The organism is Nonomuraea sp. NPDC049421 (assembly GCF_040677005.1).
Taxonomy (GTDB): domain Bacteria; phylum Actinomycetota; class Actinomycetes; order Streptosporangiales; family Streptosporangiaceae; genus Nonomuraea; species Nonomuraea salmonea.
Window position 1 is genome coordinate 94,204 of record NZ_JBFAQA010000026.1, and the last position, 21,537, is coordinate 115,740.

The 21,537-nt window shown below is 72.0% G+C and carries 14 protein-coding genes; 5 read left to right on the forward strand and 9 right to left on the reverse strand.

What is annotated here, in order from left to right; all coding sequences use genetic code 11:
* The 4 genes from AB0K18_RS35715 to AB0K18_RS35730 form a co-directional block, all read right to left on the reverse strand.
* Positions 1-4,566 (reverse strand): DUF6603 domain-containing protein, encoded by a 4,566-nt coding sequence (locus tag AB0K18_RS35715; RefSeq protein WP_364923536.1) that lies wholly within the window; start codon positions 4,564-4,566, stop codon positions 1-3.
* Entirely contained in the window at positions 4,563-6,065 is a 1,503-nt protein-coding gene (locus AB0K18_RS35720; RefSeq protein ID WP_364923539.1) for a hypothetical protein, read from the reverse strand. Before AB0K18_RS35720 ends, AB0K18_RS35715 begins: the two co-directional genes overlap by 4 nt.
* Complete coding sequence (locus AB0K18_RS35725; RefSeq protein WP_364923542.1) at positions 6,062-8,248, reverse strand: hypothetical protein; 2,187 nt, start codon at positions 8,246-8,248, stop codon at positions 6,062-6,064. Before AB0K18_RS35725 ends, AB0K18_RS35720 begins: the two co-directional genes overlap by 4 nt.
* A gap of 304 nt (positions 8,249-8,552) precedes the next feature.
* A complete protein-coding gene (locus AB0K18_RS35730) occupies positions 8,553-8,969 on the reverse strand; it encodes a VOC family protein (RefSeq protein WP_364923544.1) in 417 nt (138 codons plus the stop codon).
* Positions 8,970-9,169: 200 nt separating this feature from the next.
* On the opposite strand from AB0K18_RS35730, the gene AB0K18_RS35735 reads away from it, so the two are divergent.
* The gene (locus tag AB0K18_RS35735; RefSeq protein WP_364923546.1) at positions 9,170-10,600 is read left to right on the forward strand and encodes a M20/M25/M40 family metallo-hydrolase; all 1,431 of its coding nucleotides are present in this window, start codon (positions 9,170-9,172) and stop codon (positions 10,598-10,600) included.
* 151 nt (positions 10,601-10,751) lie between these two features.
* Positions 10,752-11,588, forward strand: a complete 837-nt coding sequence (locus tag AB0K18_RS35740) for a universal stress protein (RefSeq protein WP_364923549.1) — start codon at positions 10,752-10,754, stop codon at positions 11,586-11,588.
* Between the two features lie 78 nt (positions 11,589-11,666).
* Here the strand turns inward: AB0K18_RS35740 and AB0K18_RS35745 are convergent, their stop codons facing one another.
* Entirely contained in the window at positions 11,667-12,539 is an 873-nt protein-coding gene (locus tag AB0K18_RS35745) for a VOC family protein (RefSeq protein ID WP_364923551.1), read from the reverse strand.
* Between the two features lie 27 nt (positions 12,540-12,566).
* The gene (locus tag AB0K18_RS35750) at positions 12,567-13,007 is read right to left on the reverse strand and encodes a DoxX family protein (RefSeq protein WP_364923554.1); all 441 of its coding nucleotides are present in this window, start codon (positions 13,005-13,007) and stop codon (positions 12,567-12,569) included.
* 93 nt (positions 13,008-13,100) lie between these two features.
* On the opposite strand from AB0K18_RS35750, the gene AB0K18_RS35755 reads away from it, so the two are divergent.
* The 3 genes from AB0K18_RS35755 to AB0K18_RS35765 all read left to right on the forward strand — a co-directional run bounded on the left by AB0K18_RS35755 (position 13,101) and on the right by AB0K18_RS35765 (position 17,072).
* A complete protein-coding gene (locus AB0K18_RS35755) occupies positions 13,101-13,664 on the forward strand; it encodes a TetR/AcrR family transcriptional regulator (RefSeq protein ID WP_364923556.1) in 564 nt (187 codons plus the stop codon).
* 124 nt (positions 13,665-13,788) lie between these two features.
* Positions 13,789-15,417, forward strand: coding sequence for an ABC transporter ATP-binding protein (locus tag AB0K18_RS35760; RefSeq protein WP_364923558.1), 1,629 nt, complete (start codon positions 13,789-13,791; stop codon positions 15,415-15,417).
* Entirely contained in the window at positions 15,414-17,072 is a 1,659-nt protein-coding gene (locus tag AB0K18_RS35765; RefSeq protein ID WP_364923560.1) for an ABC transporter ATP-binding protein, read from the forward strand. Before AB0K18_RS35760 ends, AB0K18_RS35765 begins: the two co-directional genes overlap by 4 nt.
* A gap of 105 nt (positions 17,073-17,177) precedes the next feature.
* On the opposite strand, the gene AB0K18_RS35770 is transcribed toward AB0K18_RS35765, so the two are convergent.
* The 3 genes from AB0K18_RS35770 to AB0K18_RS35780 are packed head-to-tail and all read right to left on the reverse strand — an operon-like array spanning position 17,178 to position 21,495.
* The gene (locus AB0K18_RS35770; RefSeq protein WP_364923563.1) at positions 17,178-17,981 is read right to left on the reverse strand and encodes a class I SAM-dependent methyltransferase; all 804 of its coding nucleotides are present in this window, start codon (positions 17,979-17,981) and stop codon (positions 17,178-17,180) included.
* The gene (locus AB0K18_RS35775) at positions 17,978-19,747 is read right to left on the reverse strand and encodes an ABC transporter ATP-binding protein (RefSeq protein ID WP_364923566.1); all 1,770 of its coding nucleotides are present in this window, start codon (positions 19,745-19,747) and stop codon (positions 17,978-17,980) included. Before AB0K18_RS35775 ends, AB0K18_RS35770 begins: the two co-directional genes overlap by 4 nt.
* Positions 19,744-21,495 carry an ABC transporter ATP-binding protein gene (locus AB0K18_RS35780; RefSeq protein ID WP_364923569.1) on the reverse strand — a complete coding sequence of 584 codons (1,752 nt, stop codon included), beginning with the start codon at positions 21,493-21,495 and terminating at the stop codon, positions 19,744-19,746. Before AB0K18_RS35780 ends, AB0K18_RS35775 begins: the two co-directional genes overlap by 4 nt.
* Positions 21,496-21,537 lie beyond the last annotated feature (42 nt).

Consider the following 21,537-nt stretch of genomic DNA (forward strand, 5'->3'; position numbering starts at 1 on the left):
TCATGGGGTGAAGATCTCGGCCGTGGCCGTCAGGACGTCCTGGCCTTCCGGTGCCGCCGCGCCCGCCCGTACGCGGCCGCCCGCGGCGAGGACCCGCCCGTCGGTGAGGAGCAGCGCGGCGAAGTCCCAGCGGCCGGTTGCCAGGGCGCCGGTGCTCGTCCAGGTGTCGGTGCCGGGGTCGTAGGTGGCGGCGTTGCGGAAACCGGCGGCGAAGCGCGGGCCGCTCGTGCCGCCGAGGACCAGCACCTTGCCGCTCGGCAGCAGGACCGCGCGGTGGCGGCTGCGCCCGCCCGGCATGGGCGCGACCGCTGTCCACGTGTCGGTGGCGGGGTTGTAGAGCTCCGCGCTGTCCAGGCTGCCCGCCCTGTACGTGGTGCCGTGCCGTCCTGCGAGGGTGTCGCCCCCGGTGACCAGGACCGTGCCGTTGGGCAGCAGGGTCGCCTGGTGGCCGGCGCGCGGAGTGGTGAGGCTGCCGGCCGGGGTCCAGGTGCCGGTGGCCGGGGCGTAGATCTCGCAGTAGGCGAGCGCGGCGCGGCCGGTGCCGGTGAGCAGCGCGCCGCCGATGACGAGGATCCGGCCGTCACGCAGCCGGACGGCCTGATGCCCGGTACGGGCGTCGGTCATCGGCGCGGTGTCCTGCCAGGTTCCCGTGGCGGGGTCGAACAGGTGGGCGGAGTCCAGGACGGCCGGTTCGCCGTCACGGCGTCCCGTGCCTCCGGTGACCAGGACCTTCTGCGAGGCCAGGAGCGTGGCGGTGTGTCCGTGGCGGGCGGTCGGCGTGAACGTCCCCGCCGGGACGGCCGTCCAGCGTTCGGCGATCGGGTCGTACACCTCGGCGGTGGCCAGGGCGGAGCCGTCCTCTGCCGTTCCGCCGAAGGCCAGCACTCGCCCGTCGGAGAGCCGGGTCAGGGAGTGCAGGTGGCGGGCGGTGGTCAGTTGGCCGGTCGGCGTCCACGTACCGGCCACGGGATCGAAGACCGTACTGGCGGTCAGCGGTGCTCCGGTCACGTCCGCGCCGCCGGCGAGCAGCACCCGGCCTCCGGACAGCAGGACCTCGGTGTCCGTGGCGGCGGCGGCCGGCAGTGCCGCGCCGTCGCTCCAGCCGCCGGGGACGGGTGCGGTGCCGGCCGCTTCCGACGAGGGGATGACGTGCAGCGTGCCGGCCAGGCTCGGCTCGGCCTCCACCCACGCGGCGAGCGCCTCGGCCGCCGTGGTCCTGCTGCGGAAGCTCGACGCGCCGGCGGAGACCGGCGGGAACGCCTGCTGGTTGTTGCGTTTGTGGGCGACGACGTAGCGCTGCCCGGTCACCTGGAGGGTGTCCTCCGTGGCGAAAGGCTGGCGGAGCGTCGCCTCGTGCCGGGACAGCGGGGAGCGGCTGGTGCTGGCGCCGTCGAGCAGCGGCTGGAACACCGCGGGGCTGACGCTGTAGAGCCGCTTCGTGCGGGTTGGCGTGGTGTCCGGCAGCGGGGCCGTGCGCGCGGCCCGCAGCTCGGTCGCGCCGCGGGCCTTGCTGTCGATCACCATGAGCTCGTAGCGGGCGCTGCGGCGCACCGCGCGCGCCGAGGCGAGCGTCCCCTGCAGGGCGGTGAGTTCGAGGCCGGCGTCCTGGTCCTCGTACGGGGCCATGGTCAGCTTGGCGGCGTCGTCCACGTCCTGGAACTGCGCCATGGCGAACTTGTCGTCCTGGACCGACACCTGTACCAGGCCGCTGTCGGGCGCCGGCGCGATGCTGAACCGCTTGCCGTCGCGCGGCCGCTGCGCGCCGACCCGGTCGATGCGCACATTGAGCGGGATCAGCCGCTGGTGGACGAAGAGCGTGCCGAGCGGGTGCAGGACCAGCTGATCGGTCTCCGGCAGCGTGCGCAGGTTGACCAGCGCCTGGGTGGCGCCGTTCGGCAGCCTGGTCGCCCACCCCTCCACCTTGCCGATCTCGTCGCAGAGCAGCGGCAGGACGTCGATCGGCGGCAGCGTCGGATTGTCGCTCTCGCCCCAGGTCAGCTCGAAGTCCGCGGAGATCTCGAAGAACAGCAGCGAGATCGACCCGCGCCCGCGCGCCCGCCACGGAGCCGGGCCCTCCAGCTGGAACCTGAGGTGGATGCTGAACAGGCCGACGCCGAAGGCCTTGAGCGACAGGTGCGCCGCGACGTCGATGACGAACGCGAAGGGCGAGAACCGGAACAGCGCGTCGAAGCTGAGGTGGCCCTGCAGGCCGAAGTCCTCGAAGCCCAGCACCAGCTCGGCGCTCGCCCCGAACTGCACGGTGTTGCTGGTGACGGCGAAGTAGCCGGACACGCGGATGCGGGCGAACGGCTGGTTGATGATGTCCACCGAGATGCGCGGCGGCACCGGGAACGGCAGCGGCGGCGGCTTGAACGAGGGATGGAAGCCGCCCACCGACAGCACGAGGTCGCCCTCGCCCCAGCCGACGAGCAGGCCCATGCCGCCCTCGATCGTCATGAACAGGATGCGCGACTCGAACAGCTGGGCGTAGAACCACAGCCGCTGTTTGTCGAACTCCAGCGCGCCGATGAAGGCGACCTGCAGCACCAGCAGCGGCAGCTCCTTGGCGGGCAGGACGCAGCGCAGCACGCCGATGATCGCGATGTTGCCCGGGATCTCGACGATGACGCCGACCGAGACGCTGATCAGGGTCGGGGTGCCCCAGCCGAGCTTCACCATGGGGCCGACCAGGAAGGTGTCCTGCTCAGGTGGGAAGAAGGCCCGCAGGTCGCTGAGGATGCGCGGCGCGTTGGCGATCACGTCCTTGGGGAACATGACCGACTCGACGCCGCCGGTGCGCACCCCTTCGGCCAGCGCCCCGAGGTTCATGCCGCGGTTGAGTCCGAGCAGGCCGCCGACGGCGAGCAGAGTGAAGCCGTACCCCAGTTGCAGGCCGATCCCGCCGAACTCGGCCGTCAGGATGATCAGCAGCGAGAAGCCCTGCGTGCCGTCCGGCATGCGGGTGGAGATCAGCCCGATCGCCTTCACGTCGATGAACCCGGCCAGCCGGAAGGCCAGGGCGCCCGCGTACTCGCCGCGGTCGGGGTCGAAGAAGAGGAACCCGCCGCCGCTGACGATGCCGAGGTCCATGGACAGGCCGACACCTGTCGGCGGTTTCGGGCGCGGCCGCACGTCGACCGGCCCGAGGCTGCCCTTGCCGTCGGGCGTCAAGGCGAACGGGATCTCGATGCCCAGCCCCTGGACGGCGCCCGTGATGGGCCCGAGTGCGGCCTTCAGATCCGTGGTGAGGCCGAGGGTGAACGCGCCGTCCTCGATGTCCACCCGGAGCGTGAGCGCCGACAGGTCGACGGGGCCGAGGGCGGCGTGGGAGGCGAGCCGCACCTCCAGGCCGCCGCTGCCGTCGAAGCGCAGGCCGTCGGCCAGGCCGAAGCGGGCGCCCAGCTCGAAGCCGCTCTCGATCCGTACGTCACCGAGCAGCTTCGCGACGAACCCGTCACCGCCCCCCAGGGTGATGAGGACCTTGCCGCGCTGCAGCAGCGCCCCCAGCTGCACCTCCAGCCGTCCGTCCGGCTCGGCGCGCAGGCGTAGCGTCACGTCCACCTGCTCCACTGAGATGCGGCTGCCGCCGGGCAGCGACAGCAGGACCACCGGGTCGGCGGGATCGCGGCGGTAGCTGTGGGTCACCTCGGCCGTTCCCGCGACGGTCGTGCCGGGCGGCGGCTCGACCTTGGCTCCGCCGGGCTGGAACACCAGCGTCGTGTCCACCGGGATGTCCGCGTCGAGGCGCAGCGTGAGGGTCCATGCCTCGCCGCTGCGCTCGATCGACCCCGTGCTCAGCCCTTGCGGCAGCTTTAGCGCGATGCCCGGCGGGTCGAGGTCGGTGCGCGGGACGAACGAGGCGAAGATCAGGTCCAGGGTGGGCGGTGTGGCGCTCTGGTCGAAGAGCGAGGGCAGTCCCGCGTACGCGGCGATCCGGTCGAGCACGGCGAGGAGCTCGGTGCCGTCGAAGCCTGGCACGTTCCAGTCGTACAGGGCGGCCAGTTGGGCGTTCGGGTCGCGCAGCCAGCCGCCGATGCGGTCGAAGCGGAAGTCGTTCTCGGTGTGGAACGGCTTCTGCGGGTCGAACAGGCCGACGTTGCGGTCCGTACGCACCAGGACGCCCAAGAACTCCAGCAGCTCGTTGACGCCCTGCTGCCGGCCCAGGTAGTCGGCGAGCAGCAGGTTGAACACCCGCTGCGGGAAGGTCGCCAGGATCGGCTCCGCGCCGGGCAGGTTCAGGCCCGTGAGCGCGGTCTTCAGCCCGTCGAAGCCGGAGATGACCGTGCTGACCTGGCCGCCGGCGCGCGCGATCCGGCGCAGGACCTCGTCCCACTGCTCGGCCTCGACCGCTTCCTCGATCTCGCGCAGCAACTCGAGGAGGAAGCCGACGGACCCGGTGGTGGCGTTGAGCGCCGGCGCGATGGTGGTGGCCTGCGCGTCCGTCAGCGGCAGCCCGACGCCGGCGAAGAACTCGCGCGCCCCGGCCGGGGAGAGGCCGGTCAGCGGCGACAGCAGCGTGGAAAGCTGGCCGAGCAGCCCGTCGAGGCTGCCCCGCTCACCGGTCATGACCGTGCTCGCGGGCGGGCGAGCGCGGCGGGGACGTCCTGCATCGTCTCGACCGGCAGCAGCGCGTCGATGAGCTTCTGCCCGTAGCGTTCGAGGTCGCGGCGGAGCGCGGGCCCGGCGTGCTGGATCAGCAGGGAGAGCATGGTGCCGGCCAGCCGGGCGCGGCTCACGCCGTTGATCACCGTCGGGACCGGGTGCCCGGGAGTGCGGACGCCCCGCACGCAGTGATGGTAGAAGGCCGCCCCCTGCAGGGCCTGCCAGGCGGCGGCGACGTGGCGTTCGGACCTGAGCAACTCCCGCACCTCCCTCCGGTGCTGTCCGATCTTGCCCAGCAGCAGCCGGCCGAGCAGGCTGGTACGCAGCTGGTCGCGCAACTCCGCCACCCCGCGCCGCTGGGCCAGCTCGGCCGCGGACGGAGGCCGGCCCATGACGATGTGGACCGCGCCGCCGGCGCTGGGAGCGGTGCCCGACCAGCCGTCCTCGACGGCGGGGATCTCCACCTGGAGCCGCTGGAGTATCGGGCCGATGGGCGTGGCGATGCCGATGTTGCCGATGTGCGCGAACTCGGGCGCGGACTGGTCGAGCTTGAAGTACTGGTCGATCGGCCCCGCCCGGATGATCATCGCGACGACGCGGTTCTCGTGGTTGATCACCACGCTGCCCGAGTCGCCGCTTTCGAAGGTCAGCTCCTCACCGTTGCGGTAGCTGTCGATCAGCGACTGCCCGGGGATCGGGCTGGGCCTCGGCAGGATCAGGAACTGGTTGACGTTCGTCATGGACCCGGCCGCGCGATCACTGGGATCGGAGATCCCCACCCGCATGATGATGCGGTCGGGGTCGGAGACGTCGGGCTCGGCGAGCGTGTTGCTCAGCATGGTGCCGTACCTGAGCCGCCCGTTGACGGCGTTGTACACCCGCACGTACTGCTCGCGACTCGGCAACGTGCCCAGGGCAGGTCCCTTGCCGATGCCGAGACCGTCGGTGACCGCCCCCCTGATCGGGATCGTGGTCACCGTGCCACCGAGGTCGACCTGCCAGGCGTTGCGGAACATGACACCGGGGTCGAGCCGGGCCATCGCGCAGTCGGTCTCGCTGGCGTGGCCGTTCACCACCGTCCCCATCACCCGGACCTTGGCGGGGATCCAGTTGAAGCCGCCCGTCCACTGGCCTTCGCGGTAGCCGCCCACCCACTCGCCGCCCTCGACGGGCTGGGCCTTCTGGTTCGGGTCGTGGACGGGACGGCCGATCCGTACGCCGCCCGAGCAGCAGGAGCTGTAGTCGGGGGAGTGGACGGCCATGTTGTCGATCACCTTGAACCCGGGGAACAGGACGTGGGAACAGCTCAGCAGAACGGGATGGCCGCTGCTGTCGCGGGCGAAGCAGCCCAGCGAGCCGGGCCCTTTATCGTGATTGGTCTCGATACTGGCGCCGGCCGTGATGGACGGTGGAGCGGCCGCCGCGAACGGGAGTGGCGTCGTGAGATTCTCCACCGTGCTCATGGCGACTCCTCCCGGCCCGCTCCCGCGGGTTCGGCCGATCCGACCGGTGTCACGCCGAGGCGGTCCAGCACCGGTGCGATGGGGCAGGCGACACCGTCGCCGCCCGCGGTGGCTCCCCAGAGCAGCCCGACGAGGCGGCGCCGCTCGTCCAGCAGCGCCGCGCCCGAGTCGCCGGAGGTCGAGAAGACCCGTCCTGGATCGCGCGGCCCGACCAGCAGTTGCCCCGGCGCGCGGAACTCGCGGCCGTCGATGAACGGCCGGTCGGGGTAGGCGACGTCGAGGAGGACGCCGTCGGTGCGGCCGGTGCCCGGCCCGTGCCTGCACACCAGCGCCTTCGGCTCGGGGCGGGCGATCTCCACCGGCCATGGGCCGGCGAGCGCGAGCCGCAGCCAGCCGGGCAGGTGCCGTACGTCGTCGAGCCTGATGAGCGCGGCGTCGACGAAGTACTCCTCGCCGTCATGCTTGACGGTGCCGAGGTGGCCGAGCCCGGTCTGCCCCAGCCGGACGGGCTCGTCGCCGTCGGACGGCAGCGCCCAGACGACGTCCCCCGGCTGCGCTCCGGACCCGTGGAGCACGTGGTGCCCGGTCAGCAGGTGCAGGGCGCCTTCTGCGTCGCGTACGAGGACGGAGGCGACGCCCGGCACACCGCGGGCGTTGACGATCCGCACGGCCGGCGGCCCCAAAAGACCCGGCAGGCTCAGCCTGCCGTCGGGCGAGGTCGCCCGTCGCACCAGGTCCAGGATGTACTCGCCATGGGTGGCGAGGTCGGCGCGCAGCCCCTCACTGCCCTCCCTCATCAGCACGTCGCGCATCGCGGTCAGCGTGTCCACCGGGCTCACCCCGTCGATCTCCGCCGGGAGCGGCCGGTCCGGCCGCTCGGCGCCGCGCAGGACGGCATTGACGTACGCAGGCCCTTTGCGGCGGTGCCAGGTGACCATGACGCGCCGGTTGTGATGCACCAGCTCGCGGACCTCGGCCACGTGCCGGCGGATCACCCTGCCGAGCCGTTCGCCCAGCTCGCTGCGCTCGAGATGGGTCCATGCGGCGTGGACCGCCGACCAGTCCAGCGGACGCCCGCCGCGCCTGATGGCCATGCCGGGAACGGCGACCGCGTGGCCGGCCGTGGTCACGCCGGGCGGAGCCAGCTCGATATTCAGGTGCTTGAACGCGGCCCCGACAAAGATGCCCTGGGAACGTCCGGTGAGGATCTCCACAGGAGCGCTCATCCCCTTGACGAGAATGATCTGCTTGAGGCCCTGGGCGAGGATGCCCACCACCTTGCGGTCGTCGTCGACGATGGGGGTGCCGGAGTCTCCCGGCTCCGAGAAGTGCTTGCCCCTGACGATCAGCGTCGGCTCGGCGGCGGTGCCGCCGACCGTAACGGTCAGACCGGACTGGTCGAAGTGCGCCTTGATCTTCTGCGGGGTGCTCGTCGGGTCCGCGGTGAGGTACCGCTCCATGTCCAGCCGGTACTCGGTGACCGGCTCCTGACCGGGAGGAGGCACGACCTCGACCTCGAACACCCACGCCTGTCCATCGCCGCCGACCTCTTTGATCGGCACCCGTTTCAGCGCGACGATCTTGCCGCGGGAGAACTGGGTTTTCGCGCCGTACTTCTGCACCGCGATGTGGCGTTCGACGGGCAACGACGCCGCGCCGTCGGGCGACGGCTCGGACGCCGAGAGCGTCCATTCCGCGATGAGGTCACGGACCCCCGCGATCATGCCGATCTTCGGCAGCTCGTTGGACGCGTCCGTCTTGGCGGCGAGCGCGACGAGCGCGGCGTCCACCGCGAAATCGACCTGCCCGATCCTGACCTTGGCCTGGATGGACTTGTCCATCAGCTGATCAAGGGTCTCCCGTACCACGGTGCCGATCGGGTTGTTGCACTCGATCTCGCAGCACTTGCTCAGCTCCGGTGAGTACACCACCTTGGTGTCCTCGGCCGCGTCCGCGGACGGCGCCAGGCCGAGGACGTGCGCGCACGTCAGCATGTACCGGCCCGGCGCGCCCGGCTTCCTGACGATCAGCCCGGCTGTGCCCTGGTCGAAATGGCCGAGTTTGCCGCGTGTCACTCCCTTTCCCGCATGCACGCTGGGCGTGCTGGAGTGCGGGACGGCGCGCGGTTCGAGCAGCTCGTGGAGGGAAAGTCGCCCTTCACCACCGACGGGGTCGTCACTCATCTTGTCTGCCCGCGAGAACGGGCTGAAGTGGTGCCCTTCATGGGAGATGCCACGCGCATCACCTCATTCGGTCGGGATGACTGCGCATCTCGGCTCGCAAGTTACGAGTTCATTGGACTCGCGAAATGAGGCGGCGGCAAGTATTTCCAAGGAATTAGTCGACCCACTCAAAAGTCCGGCGGATATGCAAGAAAAGATCTTCCCTGAAACGCTCGGGCATTCAAGGTGACATTTCGGGATTTGTCCGGTTGTGGCATTTGTGCGGCACGGACGGTCGCGGCGGTGATCCACCGGGATCAGGTCTTCACGTCAACTCGTCCCCGTGCTGCAGGCCGGAGCCTCCGTGATCGCCGTCGACGACGCAGAAGTCGTTGCCCTCCGGATCCCGCATCCAGGCATGGGCCTCGAACCGCTCCTTGACGTTCGCGCCAAGGCCGACCAGGCGGTCGATCTCCGACAGCCAGGCCGCGGACACGATGTCGAAATGCACGGGTGTCTTCGACCGCGGCTCGAGCTGGACCTTCTGGAAGCAGATCTCGAGGTGGGGCCCGTCGAGAATGACGCTCGGGTCGGTCTCCGGCGTGTAGCCGAGCGAGGCGAGGCGGGCGATCTCCGCCTCGTCGTAGGGCCGGATGTCGAACTCGTCCAGCGCGGCCGCCCAGAACCGGGCGAGCGCGGCCGGCGTCTCGCAATCGACGACGACCTGCTGAAGACGTGCCATACCGGGCTCCTGTCGTGTGGGCGGTCTCTGAACCGTCAAGGCATCAGTCTTGCTCAGCCCGCGCCGAATGCCGGGCTGGATCGCGGTGGTTCGTCGGTCTTCCAGACTGACGGCAGCCGGAGCCGGGCGTACCTGCGTCCCTTCTCCAAGGCAGGGCCCGAGGTGCGTGAGTGGTGTGGGGTTTGCGACAGTATGGCGGGATGGACTCTGAGAAACTTCGCGAATCGATCGGCAAGGCCTGGGCGACGGACGTGCTGCCCAGTCTCTCCGGGCTGGTCGAGATCCCCGCCGTGTCGCCCGCCTACGACGCCGCCTGGCAGGAGAACGGGCAGCTGCGGGCCGCCGTCGAGCACGTACGGGATTGGGTGGCGGCGCGGGGGCTGCCCGGCGCGCGCTGCGAGGTCGTGCAGCTGGACGGACGCGCTCCGCTGCTGTTCGTGGACGTGCCCGCGACGCCGGGCGCGACGGCGGCCGGGACCGTGCTGCTGTACGGGCACCTCGACAAGCAGCCGCCGCTCGGTGACTGGTCGGAGGGCTTGGGTCCGTGGCAGGCGGTGATCCGCGACGACCGGCTCTACGGCCGTGGTGCCGCCGACGACGGCTACTCGGGCTATGCGGCCACGACCGCGCTGGAGGCCGTGCACGAGGCGGGCGGCGAGCATGCCAGGGCCGTCATGCTGCTGGAGACGGGGGAGGAGTCCGGGAGCCCTGACCTGCCCGCGTACCTGGAGCATCTCGCCGACCGGCTCGGCGAGGTGTCGCTGGTGGTCTGCCTCGACGGCGGTGGCGGTGACTACGAGCGGTTGTGGCTGACGTCCAGCCTGCGCGGCGCGGTGCAGGCGACCGTGACGGTGCGCGTTCTGGAGGCGAGCGTGCATTCCGGGCTCGGGAGTGGCATCGTGCCGAGCTCGTTCCGCGTCATGCGCCTGCTGCTCGACCGGCTGGAGGACCCGGAGACCGGAGAGGTCAAGGTGCCCGAGATGGTGGTGCCCATCCCGGAGGAGCGGCGCGCGGAGGCGGCGGAGCTCGTCGCCCGGCATCCGGACGTCGCGGTGCCCCGGCTCCCGGTGCTGCCTGGCATGCGTCGTGTGTCCGACGACGAGGTCGAGCTCGTCCTGAACAACACCTGGCGGCCGACGCTGTCCATCACCGGCGCCGCCGGCCTGCCCGACCCGGCGGTGGCGGGCGCCGTGCTGCGCGACCGGACGTCCCTGCGGCTGAGCTTCCGCCTGCCTCCTTCGGCCGACGCCGAGGCGGCGCGGGCCGCGCTGGAGCGGATCCTCACGACCGACGTGCCGTACGGGGCGCAGGTCGAGGTCGGTGAGTACATGGTGATGAACGGCTGGCACGCCCCGGCGACCACCCCCTGGCTGGCGTCGGCGTTGCGGCAGGTCGGCGATGGCGTGTTCGGCAAGCCGTGCCAGAACCTGGGCATCGGCGGCGGGATCCCGTTCATGGAGATGCTCGGCAGGCGGTATCCGCAGGCGCAGTTCGTCGTCACGGGGGCACTGGGTGCGGACTCGAACGCGCACGTACCGGACGAATGGCTGAACATCCCGTTCGCGGTGCAGGTAACGGAAGCCGTCGCCCACCTCCTCGACGCCCACGCCCGCGCCGCCGGCCCGGCCTGAACCCCTGTGACCGCCTGTCCCCGTGGGAGCGGCTGAGCTCCTCCCTCCGATAAGGGACCAAAGACCCGACTTCCTGGGACCTCCTTCCGCGGCGCTCCGCCGCGGCTCTGCTCGATGCTGAAAGCGACAGATCGAGCGCTTGAGGAGATCGATGACCAGGCAGATCGTGGTCGGTGTCGACGGGTCCGCCCCGGCTTGCGCGGCGGTGAGATGGGCGGCGGCCGACGCCGGGCGGCGCGGGCTGGGCCTGCGGCTGGTGCACGTGTGCGAGTCGTGGCCACATAGCGAGGGCATTGAGTACTGCGCCGCGCTGGAGGCCGCCGCCGATCGGGCCCGCGCACGCGCGGCCGGCATCGAGGTGACGACGGACCTGCGCACAGGGAACGTCGTCGAGGAACTGATCGGCCAGTCCGCTCTGGCGGACAGCCTGGTGCTGGGCCGCCGGGGTCTCGGCGGGTTCGCCGGCATGCTGCTCGGCTCGGTGAGCAACGCGGTGGCCGGGCATGCGGTGGGCCCTGTCGTCGTCGTCCGTGGCCCGCAGGAGGTGGAGCACGGCCGCGTCGTGGTCGGCTACGACGGGTCCGAGCCCGCGTGGGCGGCCATGGAGTACGCCGTCGAGCAGGCCAGGAGCCGCCGGGCCGAACTGCACGTGGTGACGGCCTGGCAGGTGCCCGTGTTCTCCCCGTACGCCATCGGCTACAGCAACCTGGTCGAGGAGATCGTGCAGGAGGAGCCGCGCGCGGCACGTGCACTGGCCGAGCCCTGGCGCACCGGCAACCCCGACCTGGTCGTGACCGACGAACAGCCCTGCGACCACCCCGCCACCGCTCTGGTCAGGGCGGCCAAGACCGCCGACCTGGTCGTGGTCGGCTCGCGCGGGCTCGGCGGGTTCGCCTCGGCCGTGCTGGGGTCGGTCAGCCACGCCGTGCTGCACCATGCGGACTGCCCGGTCGCCGTGGTCCATCCGGCGGCCAGGAAGGAAACGTGACAGACGACGACGCTCCGGCTTCCGCGCGGGCGAGCGCAGGACGGCGCCGACGCGCTCGCATCGCACGCGAGAGGATGGTCAGTTCTGGGTGAAGGCGAGTGGTACGCCGCAGGCGTCCTCGGCGGTGACGTAGAAGCCGTCGGGGGTGGTGCGGGTGTCGATCATGTTGTGCTCGATGAGGTGGCGTGCGGCGGTCAGGTCGCGTACGGCGACGGTGTGGGCGGCCAGCAGGGGCAGGGCGGGCACCGTGTGGCCAGGGAGGACGTCGCCGAGCGCGGACTGCGGGATGATCTCCACTCGGCCGTGTCGCAGCATGAGCACGTGTTTGGGGCCGTCGATCCACACGTCGGCGTCCAGGAGGCGGGCGTAGCGCTCCTCGTGCTCGTCGATTTCGTCGTCGGGCACGGCCACCAGCACGCCGTGCAGGCCGACGGCGCCGTTGGGGTGGTCGAGGTAGCGGGGTTGGTGGACGTACTGCGGGGTGTGGTGCTGGGTGGCCTGGAGCGCTCCTTCCGGGGTGTGTCCCGCGTCGATGCGGACGCTGTCGGCGCGTACCGTGCGGGCGCCCTCGGGGGTGGCGACCTCGCGTTCCAGCGCGCGGATGCCGGTGGAGGCCAGACGGGCGGCGTGCAGCCGGTCGGCGGTGGTCTGGATGTCGCGTGAGCCGAGCGTCATCAGCAGGCCGCGGTAGGTCCGGCGCAACTGGTGAACGCCCCAGGGGTCAGGGGCGGCCGGGTCGACGATGCCGAGCAGTTCGATGAACGACTGCCCGAAGTAGGCGCACCGGTTGGCGGTGCAGGTGGGCACGAGCGGGCCGCCGGGTCGTTCGGCCAGGTGGTGAGGTGAGACGGGGCTGAGCGTGAAGCCGAGAGCCTCGAAGCGGGCGGCGGCCGCGGCGAGGTCGGTGGTGATGAGCACCGTGTGGTCGATGGAGCCGATGTCGGCGGTCATGTGGATCGTCCTCAAGAATTCGGTGGGTCAGGCGGCCGCCGCGACGGCGGCGGCGATGAACAGCACTTGCAGGGCCGTACGGGTGGGCAGGGGCGTCACCGGCTTGCCTGCCAGGGTGAGACCGCGGCGGGCGGCCGAGACGTTGGCCGGGAACATGGCGAGCATGAGCAGGGCCAGCCCGATCGCGGCGTAGGGCGCGAGCGGCGGGTACAGCAGCCCGGCGGCGCCGGCCAGCTCCAGCACGCCGGTGAGCGTGACCATGAGCTCCTTGTGCGGGATCGCCGGCGGGATCATGGCGACGAAGTCGCGTCGCCATGAGGGCAGGAAGTGCGGCACGCCGGTGAAGGCGAACATCAGGGCGAGCGCGCCGCGCAGGGCCGGCTGCCAGGCGTCCAGGATGTCGACACCGGCCAGGCCGATGAGACGCAGAACGACGAAGCCCCCGGTGAGGGCGATGAACGGAACCATCCCGTCCTCCAATCTTGTCGCTGGCAAGATTGGAGGAGGATGCGCATCTTGTCAATGTCAAGATAAGGTGAGGTCGTCGCACCGGACCCGGAGGTGAGAGAGATCGATCAGTACCACCACGGCAACCTGAAACGCGTCATCATCGACGCCGCGCTGCAGGCCATCGGCGAGTCGGGCCCGGCGGGCTGGAGCCTGCGTGAGCTGGCCCGTCGCGCGGGCGTCTCCCACGCCGCGCCCGCCCACCACTTCGGCGACAAGCAAGGCCTGCTGACCGCCGTGGCCGTCGAGGGTTTCGCGCTGTTCGGCGACGCGCTCGAGCGTGCGGCCGATGACGTGTGGGAGGTCGGCGTCGCCTACGTCCGCTTCGCCATCGACCATCGGCCCTACTTCGAGGTGATGTTCCGGCCCGAGCTCTACCGCGCCGACGACCCGGCCGTCCAGGCCGCGCACGAACGCGCCGCGAACGTGCTCATCACCAGCGCCCGCGCCCTGTCACCTGGTCCCGAGCACGACCGGATGACCACGATCGCCGCCTGGTCGCTGGCGCACGGCTTCACCAGCCTGTGGCTCAGCGGCGCGCTGCCCGAGAGTACTCACGAAGACCCGGAGGCGCTGGCCCGCTCGATGATCCGCCTCGTCCTCGGCGCCCTGCGATGAGCGATCGGGCGCTCGCCCCGCGTGAGCACGGCGTCAGCACGGCTGGACTGTGAAAATAGTTATCATTTACGCTCGCTTCACATCAGGGGCAATCCATGCCTCGAACGGATCGGAAGGACAGCGAGTGATCGTCCATCGCCGGCTGCTGCAACTGGCCGGCAGCGTGAGCGGGCCCATCGCGGCCTGCGTGGGCCTGGGCCTGGCCGTCAGCGGCGCGTACGTCGCCCAGGCCGTCCTGCTCGCCGCGGCCCTGACGGCTCTGGCGCGCGGGGACTCCATGATCGCCGTTCGCCTGGTGGCCTGGGCCCTGGCGGTGATCGCGGCCCGGGCGGTGCTCCTGTGGGCCAGGCAGGTCGTGACCGTGTGGGCGGGCGGGCTGATCAAGGCCAGGCTGCGCGACCGGCTGATCGTCCACCTGAGCCGGCTAGGGCCCGCTCACCTGACCGGCACGCGCACCGGCAACGTGCAGACCACCGTGGTCGAGGGCGTGGAGGGACTCGACCCGTACTTCAGCCGCTACCTGCCGCAGGTCGTCGTCACCTGCTGCGTGCCCGTGGCACTGGTCGGCTGGCTGTTCACGGTCAACCCGCCGGCCGCGGCGGTCCTGGCCGCGGCCGTGGCCGGGGTCCTGGTCATTCCCCGGTTCTGGGACGCGACCCTGCTGCGGAGGGGACGCGGCCGGTGGGCCGCGTTCGCCGCGCTCGCCTCCGACTACCTGGAGGCGACGCAGGGCATGGCGACGCTGCGCGCGTTCGGGGCCGACGGCACGCTGGGCGCGCGGCTGGCCGGGCGAGCTCACGGCCTCTACCTGACGACGATGCGCCAGCTCAGGATCTCGCTGGTGGAGACCGGGATCAGCACGTTCTTCGTCCAGGCGGGCACCGCCGCGGCCATCCTCGCCGCCGCTACCGCGGGCAGCGCGTGGGAGGTGTTCGTGGTCCTGGTGATCGCCGTGGAGTGCTTCCGCCCGGTGAAGGGCCTCTCCGACGCCTGGCACGCCGGATATCTCGGAATCACGGCGGTCGACGGCATCGAGGCCCTGCTGGCGGCGTCCCCGGCCGTCGAGGACCGGGGCACGCGACGCGACTTCCCCGACGCGCCCGCCATCACGTTCGAGCACGTCACCTTCACCTACCCGGGCGCCCCGCGGCCCGCCGTCCGCGACGTCTCCTTCACCGTCGAGCCGGGCCGCACCGTCGCCCTGACCGGCCCGTCCGGCGCGGGCAAGAGCACGCTCGCCGCCCTCCTGCACCGTCACCACGACCCCGACCAGGGGAGGATCACCATCGGCGGGATCGACGTGCGCGACCTCACGCTCGACGCGCTGCGCGGCGATGTCGCCGTCGTGGCGCAGGACACCTACCTCTTCCACGGCACGGTGGCCGAGAACCTGCGCCTGGCCCGGCCGGACGCCACCGACGAGGACCTGATGGCCGCCGCCCGGCTGGCCGCCGCCCATGACTTCATCGCCGAGCTGCCCGGCGGTTACGACACGCCCCTGGGAGAGCGCGGGGCGACGCTGTCGGGCGGGCAGCGCCAGCGGCTGGCCATCGCGCGGGCACTGCTGGCCGACGCCTCCGTCCTGGTGCTCGACGAGGCCACCTCGCACGTGGACGCGCGCACCGAGCAGGCCCTGTCCGAGGTGCGGCGCGGACGTACCTGCCTGATGATCGCCCACCGGCCCGACACCATCCGCCAGGCCGACCACGTGGTGACCCTGGAGAACGGCACCCTTCTGGAGACCGTGGCATGAACCCGTCCATCCGCTGGGTCGCGGGCGCCGTCGGCGCGCACCGCCGCGCCTTCATCTCCACCCTCGTCTCCAACCTGCTCGGGCAACTCGCCGCGCTCGGCGCGACCGTGACCGGCGCCTGGCTCGTCGGCCGCGCCATCAGCGGGCAGAGCGCCCCGCTCGACCTGGCCGGCGCCGTGCTCGGCGGGCTGGTCGCCGTCGCCACCCTGGCCGCCTGGTGGGAGACCTACGTCGCGCACGACCTGGCCTACCTGGTGCTGGCCAGGCTCAGAGGCCAGGTGTACGACGCGATCGCCAGGATCGCCCCGGCTCGCCTGCTCGGCCGCCGCAGCGGCGACCTGTCGGCGGTCGCGCTGTCGGACATCGAGACCCTGGAGTGGCTGTTCGCCCACACGCTGGCGCAGCTCATCACGGCCGGCACGGTGCTCGTCGCGGGCAGCGTGGCCGCGGCGACGATCGATCCGCTGCTGCTGACGGTGTCGCTGCCGCTGGCCGCATGCGTGGTGGCCGTGCCGCTGTGGTTCCGTGACACCTCGCGCAGGCAGGGCGACGAACTGAGGGCCGCCACCGCCGAGCTGACCTCCGACGTCATCGACACCGTCCAGGGCATGCCCGAGCTCACCGCCTTCAGGGCGCTCGAACGCCGCAGGGGCCTGCTGGCGCGCAGGACCCGCCGGCTGGCCCGCGCCCAGGCGGCCGACGCGGCGCGCGGCGGGCTGGAGGCCGCCCTCACCGACCTGCTCCTCGCCGTCGCGGCGGCCGGGACGCTGCTCCTGGTCGCGACAGTGATCCCGAACCCGGCCGCCGCGCCGGTGGCCATGGTGCTGGCCGCCGGCGCGCTCGGCCCCGCGGCGCAGGTGGCGCTGCTGCTCAAGGAGTACGGCACGTTGCGCGCGGCGGCCGGCCGCGTGCACACCCTGGTCACCGCGCCCGCCAACGTGCCGCCGCCGAGCGAGCCCCTCCAGGTGGCCGAACGGCCGGACGTGGTCTTCGAGGACGTGCGCTTCCGGTACACACCCGACGGGCCCGACGTGCTGCGCGGCGTGTCCTTCCGCATCCCGTACGGCCAGACGGTCGCCCTGGTCGGAGCCTCGGGGGCGGGCAAGTCCACCTGCGTGTCGCTCCTGCTGCGCTACTGGGACCCGGACGGCGGGCGCATCCTGGTCGGCGGCGTGCCGCTGCCGCGGATCGCCGAGCTGCACCGGCACGTCACGGTCGTGCCGCAGGACGTGCGCCTGTTCGCCGGCACGATCGAGGAGAACGTGCGGCTCGGCGCCCCCGGCGCCGACGCGGCGGCCGCCCTGCGCACCGCGCAGCTCACCCTCGACCCGGAGCTGCCGGTCGGCGAGCGGGGCGCCACCCTGTCCGGCGGCCAGCGCGCCAGGGTGGCCGTCGCCCGGGCGCTCGCCACGAGCGCGCCGGTGCTCGTCCTGGACGAGGCGGTGGCCAACCTCGACCCCGACAACGAGGCCCGCCTCACCGAGGCGCTCCGGCAAGCCGCCGCGGGACGCGCCACGCTCGTCATCGCCCACCGCCTGTCCACCATCCGCCAGGCCGACCACATCGTGCTGCTGGAAGAGGGACGCGTCGCCGCCGAAGGCTCCTACGACGAGCTCGGCGAGCGGCTGTCCCACCTGTTCGCCCACCGCCCGTGAGGCAGCCGGTGATCACGCTGGCCGCATGGTTCACGCACGGGGCCGATCACTCCGCTGAGCGACGCCGCCGCCCTGGGCGGCAAGGTGATCCGGTGGCGCCGTCGATCAGGGGCGTGTGCCCACGCCGATGAGAGACGTGGCGTCCAGGCCGGTCATGCCCCGCTCGCGCAGGAGGCGTCCGAAGGCGGAGCGCACGTGGTCGACGGCGGGTTCCGCCAGGCCGGTGAGCATGCCGCGGAAGCCGCTGCCGAGCACCACCTGCCAGGCGACTGCGCTGTCCAGGGGGATGCGCAGGGGGAAGCGGGTCACGACGACCCGCGTCAGCCCGCGGGCGGTCATGTAGGTGTGCAGGTCATCCTCGGTGTCGATCCTGGACGCCGCCTGCCTGCTGGTGGGGGGAGCCACCGGGGCTCGCCGTACGTGCTCGACGGCTTCGGCGAACAGGCGGCCGAAGTTCTCCATGGCGCCCTGGGCCCAGGTGGTGACGGCCAGCCGCCCGCCGGGCCGCAGCAGGCCGGTCAGACGGGTGACGGAGACGTCCATGTCCGGCAGGAAGAAGACGCCGTGGACGCACTGCACCACGTCGTAGGGCCGGTCCTGCCACGTGGTCGCGTCGGCTTGGATGAAGCGCACGTTCCGCAGACCTTCTGCGGCGGCGCGGCGGCGGCCGTGGGCGAGGAGTTCCGCGGCGAGGTCGATGGCGTCCACGTGGCCGTGCGGCCCGGCGGCCCGCGCGGCCGGGACGGCCGAGGCGCCCGTGCCGCAGCACACGTCCAGAACGCGTTCGCCGGAGCGGATCCCGGCGGTCGCGACGGTGGCCTCGCCCATCGGGTTCCACAGCAGCGGTGAGACCGCTGCGTACTGAGTGGCGGCAGTGTCGAAGACGGCGGCGATGCCGGCGGATGTCATGAGGTTCCTTCCGGGGTGAGCTGCCAGCCGCGGGCGCGCAGGCGCTCGTGCCAGAAGCGCGCGTAGGTGCCGCCGGCGGTGAGCAGGGTGTCGTGGTCGCCGTGCTCGGTGATCCGGCCCTGGTCGAGGACGAGGATGCGGTCGGCGGCGATGACGGTGGACAGGCGGTGGGCGACGACGATGACGGTGCGGTCGCGGGCCAGCTCGGCGATGGCGTCGGCGACGGCGGCCTCGTTGGCCGGGTCGAGGGCGGCGGTGGCCTCGTCCAGCAGCACGATCGGGGCGTCTTTGAGCAGGGCGCGGGCGATCGAGACGCGCTGCTTCTCGCCGCCGGACAGCGTGGAGCCGGCCTCGCCGACGCGGGTGTTCCAGCCGCCGGGAAGACGCTCCACGACCTCGTCCAGGCGGGCGATGCGGGCGACCCGGTCGAGGTCGGTGTCGCTCGCGCCGGGCGCGGCCATGCGCAGGTTGTCGGCGATGGTGCCCTCGAACAGGTAGACGTCCTGGAAGACCTGGGCGGTCAGGCGGGAGACGCCGGCGCTGCCCAGCTCGCGCACGTCCCGGCCGCCGATGCGGATCGTGCCTTCGGTGACGTCGAAGAAGCGGCCGAGCAGCTTGAGCAGGGTGCTCTTGCCCGCGCCGGACGGACCCACGACGGCGGTGAAGCTGCCGGCGGGAATCGTCACGTCGATGCCGTCCAGGACGGCGGGGCCCCCGTCGTCGAGATCGTCGTAGCGGAAGCGGACGCCGCGCAGCTCGATGCCGGTGCCGGTGGGCTCGGCGGGCGCGGCCGGTTCGGGCAGCGGCGGCACCGCCAGCAGCGCCCGTACGCGGGCGATGGTGTCGGCGTTGACCTGCACGGTGCCGGCCAGCTCGCCGAGCTGGGAGATCGGGTCGAGCATCCGGAGAGTGACGATCATCATGCCGATCATCACCGCGATGGTCATGGTGCCCTGCAGGGTGAACATGACCGTGAGCCCGATCACCGCGGTGATCGCCAGTTGCAGGGTGCCGAAGAAGGCGATCATGCCCCATGCGCCCCGGATGGTGAGCCGTGACTGCGAGCCCTGCTGGCGGATCAGCGACTCCTCCAGGGTGCCGGCTTCGGGCCGGTCGAGCACGCCGTAGGCGCGCAGGGTGGGCTGGCGGCGGGCGTACTCGACGATGCGGGAGGCGCTGACGCCGATGTCGTGCTCATAGTCGTCGTCGTTGCGCCGCACGATGACCATGAGCAGGCGCAGGGCGAGCGCGCACAGCACCGCTCCGGCGGCGAAGGCCAGGCCGATCCGCCAGTCGAGCAGGAAACTGCCGATGATCATGGTGGCCGGGGCGGTGACGCCGACGACGACGTGGCGTAGCAGGTGGGCGGGGATGTTGGCGACGTCCATGGTGCCCTTGCCGAGCATGCGCCCGATCGGGCCGATGCGGTCGCCGCGGAACCAGCCGATCGGCAGCGTGGCAAGGTGATTGCCGAGGCGGGTGTGGAAGCCGGTCAGCACGTCGGTGCCGACGACGTACCCCAAGGAGGTGCTCCAGGCGAGCAGCGCGTGGTGCGCGGCGACCGCCGCGGCGATGGCGCCCGCCCAGAGCCAGAAGCGGTCCCAGTCGGCCGCCCCGCTGGTGAGTGCGGCCACCAGCGGGGCCACCAGCAGGAAGCCCAGCCCCTGCAGCACGCCCTGCCCGGCCTGGGCGGCGAGCATGGCGCGCAGGCGGCGGCGCCCGCGGGCGTCGAGCAGCTCGTCCAGGTAGCGGATCATGGCGATCATCGGCCGGCCTCCAGCCGTTCGGCGGTGTCCTGGCGGGCGCGCTGGTCGTGCTCCCACAGGCGGAAGTACAGGCCCCGGTGGGCCAGCAGCTCCTCGTGCCGGCCTCGCTCCACCACCCGGCCCTCGTCGAGGACCACGATCCGGCCGGCGCCGCGGATCGTGCTCAGCCGGTGCGCGATGACCAGCACGGTGCGCCCGCGCGCGACCTCGCCGAGCGCGTCCTGAATGCGGGCCTCGTTCTCGGGGTCCGCGCCGGCGGTCGCCTCGTCCAGGACGAGGACCGGCCGGTCGGCGAGGATCGCGCGGGCGATGCAGACTCGCTGCCGCTCGCCGCCGGACAGCTCGGCGTCCTCGCCCGCCACCGAGTCCAGGCCGCGCGGCAGCTCGTCGAGGCGGTCGAGGATCTGCGCCTTGGCCGCCGCCGCCCGCACCTCGGCGTCGCAGGCGTCCGGGCGGGCCAGGCGGATGTTGTCGCGGATGCTCATGCGCAGGAGCGCCGGGTCCTGGAAGACGAACGCGACGTGCCGGTACAGCTCGGCCGGGTCGAGGTCGCGCAGGTCGGTGCCGTACAGCTCGACGGAGCCCTGCTGCGGGTCGTCGAAGCGGGGCAGCAGCTTGGCCAGGGTGGACTTGCCCGACCCGGACGGGCCGACCAGCGCCGTCACCGTGCCCCGGTGGAGCTCCAGGTCCACGCCGTCGAGCGCGACCGTGTCGCCGTAGGCGAAGCGCACCCCGCGCATCCGCACGACCGGGCCGGGAGCGGCGGGGTCGGGCGCGACCGGTCTCGCCGGGACGGGCAGCTCGGGGGTGGCGAGCACCTCGCCGATGCCGCGCGCCACGCTCAGTGCCGTGACCAGCGGGTGGATCGACATCATGACCGTCATCAACCCGGCGGTGGTGACCGTCCCGAACACCAGGAACGCCAGGAAGCTCGTCAGCGGCAACCACCCGGCGGCGGTGAGTGCGCCGCCGGCGCCCACCATGACGACGAGCACGCTGGGCGGCGACAGCAGGATCTCCGCGATGACCGAGGCGGTGGTCGTGGCCCTGGCCCAGTCGAGGAAGAAGCGGGCGAAATTTCGGGACACCTCCTGGAAGCGGCGGCCGGCCTCTCCCGGCGTGCCGAAGGCCTTGACGACCCCGATGCCGTTGACGAACTCGACCGCCGCCCCGCTCAGCCGGGTCAGCCACGCCATGAACTCCGGGTATTTCGTCCCCGCCCCGGCCATCGCCCGCTGGTACACCACCAGCCCGGCGGCCAGCGGGACCAGGCTGATCACCGCCATCCGCCAGTCCACGACGAGCAGGTAGCCGATGGCGACCACCACGGGGACGGCGGCGGCGGTCACCTCCACCACGGAGTGCGCGATGAGCTGGTGCAGCGCGGCGACGTCGTCTTCGACCGTCTTCTTCACGATCCCGGAGTTGCGGTCGGTGAACCAGCCCAGCGGCAGCCGGCGCAGCTTGCCCAGCAGCTCCCGCCGGATCTTGAACGACACCCGGATGTCGGCGAGATGGGTCAGCACTCCCGCGCCGAACGTGCCGAGCTGCTTGACGGCCAGCGCGACGAGTGCGACCACGATGACCGGCCACACGTCGGTGTCCCCGTGCAGCAGCCGCCGGCTGATCTCGACCACCGCGATCAGCGGCGCCATCCCGGCCAGCGCGCTGATCCCGGTCAGAACACCACATCCGATCAGGATGGTACGAGCGGGCGCCAGTACCGAGGGAACTCGAGCAGAGGACATGCCTCACCCTTCACGGTCGATGTCCTGACAAGTCGAGCAAAT

Excerpts from the sequence above, each read along its gene's own strand:
- AB0K18_RS35715 (WP_364923536.1), bottom strand. The coding sequence starts at position 4,566 with ATGACCGGTGAGCGGGGCAGCCTCGACGGGCTGCTCGGCCAGCTTTCC.
- AB0K18_RS35720 (WP_364923539.1), bottom strand. The coding sequence starts at position 6,065 with ATGAGCACGGTGGAGAATCTCACGACGCCACTCCCGTTCGCGGCGGCC.
- AB0K18_RS35725 (WP_364923542.1), bottom strand. The coding sequence starts at position 8,248 with ATGAGTGACGACCCCGTCGGTGGTGAAGGGCGACTTTCCCTCCACGAG.
- AB0K18_RS35730 (WP_364923544.1), bottom strand. The coding sequence starts at position 8,969 with ATGGCACGTCTTCAGCAGGTCGTCGTCGATTGCGAGACGCCGGCCGCG.
- AB0K18_RS35735 (WP_364923546.1), top strand. The coding sequence starts at position 9,170 with ATGGACTCTGAGAAACTTCGCGAATCGATCGGCAAGGCCTGGGCGACG.
- AB0K18_RS35740 (WP_364923549.1), top strand. The coding sequence starts at position 10,752 with ATGACCAGGCAGATCGTGGTCGGTGTCGACGGGTCCGCCCCGGCTTGC.
- AB0K18_RS35745 (WP_364923551.1), bottom strand. The coding sequence starts at position 12,539 with ATGACCGCCGACATCGGCTCCATCGACCACACGGTGCTCATCACCACC.
- AB0K18_RS35750 (WP_364923554.1), bottom strand. The coding sequence starts at position 13,007 with ATGGTTCCGTTCATCGCCCTCACCGGGGGCTTCGTCGTTCTGCGTCTC.
- AB0K18_RS35765 (WP_364923560.1), top strand. The coding sequence starts at position 15,414 with ATGAACCCGTCCATCCGCTGGGTCGCGGGCGCCGTCGGCGCGCACCGC.
- AB0K18_RS35770 (WP_364923563.1), bottom strand. The coding sequence starts at position 17,981 with ATGACATCCGCCGGCATCGCCGCCGTCTTCGACACTGCCGCCACTCAG.
- AB0K18_RS35775 (WP_364923566.1), bottom strand. The coding sequence starts at position 19,747 with ATGATCGCCATGATCCGCTACCTGGACGAGCTGCTCGACGCCCGCGGG.
- AB0K18_RS35780 (WP_364923569.1), bottom strand. The coding sequence starts at position 21,495 with ATGTCCTCTGCTCGAGTTCCCTCGGTACTGGCGCCCGCTCGTACCATC.